The sequence below is a fragment of the Halorubrum sp. Atlit-28R genome (genome assembly GCF_003665955.1).
In the GTDB taxonomy this organism is placed as follows: Archaea; Halobacteriota; Halobacteria; order Halobacteriales; family Haloferacaceae; genus Halorubrum; species Halorubrum tropicale.
In genome coordinates this window covers 1-447 of sequence record NZ_QPLS01000250.1, presented here as the reverse complement: position 1 = coordinate 447, position 447 = coordinate 1, and the positions used below count along the sequence as shown (strand labels likewise).

At 54.6% G+C, this 447-nt stretch carries 2 protein-coding genes; one reads left to right on the top strand and one right to left on the bottom strand.

From position 1 onward, the window contains the following. Nucleotides 1–215: type II CAAX prenyl endopeptidase Rce1 family protein (locus tag DVK06_RS19510; RefSeq protein ID WP_121601164.1), on the top strand; the 215-nt coding region annotated here is incomplete at its 5' end. Here the strand turns inward: DVK06_RS19510 and DVK06_RS19505 are convergent. After that, the coding region (locus DVK06_RS19505) for a hypothetical protein (RefSeq protein WP_233561820.1) at nt 193–447 on the bottom strand (255 nt) is incomplete at its 5' end. The genes DVK06_RS19510 and DVK06_RS19505 overlap by 23 nt on opposite strands.

Genomic DNA, 447 nt, shown 5'->3' with positions numbered 1-447 from the left:
TCACGGGCAACGTGTGGCTCGCCGCCGGAATCCCACTCGCTGTTTTCACTGCAATTCACATCCCACTGTGGGGAGTCGGAACAACGCTCCAGATTGGCGCGTGGTCCGTGGTCGTCACGGGTGTCTACCTCTGGCGACGGACGCTCGTCGCGCCGATAGTAATGCACCTGCTCAATGACATCGTCGGGTTCGTTATCCTTCCTGCGCTAGGCTGACTTCGACTCTCTGGAACGTCCCCCTTGAGAACAATTTCACGGCCGCAACGAGCCACTGAAACCTCGAAAGCTCGGTTCGGCCGTCTACGAAAATAACGGTTCTGAGTGAATTTTTAATCAGTGACAGTTTGTCAAAGTGGTGCTGAATAGAGAGTGCGCATCTCGAACGGTAGTAGTCCCCGCCAGGCCCAAGTGTGTCAAACTCTAACATAGGTGTGAGATATGTCCACTC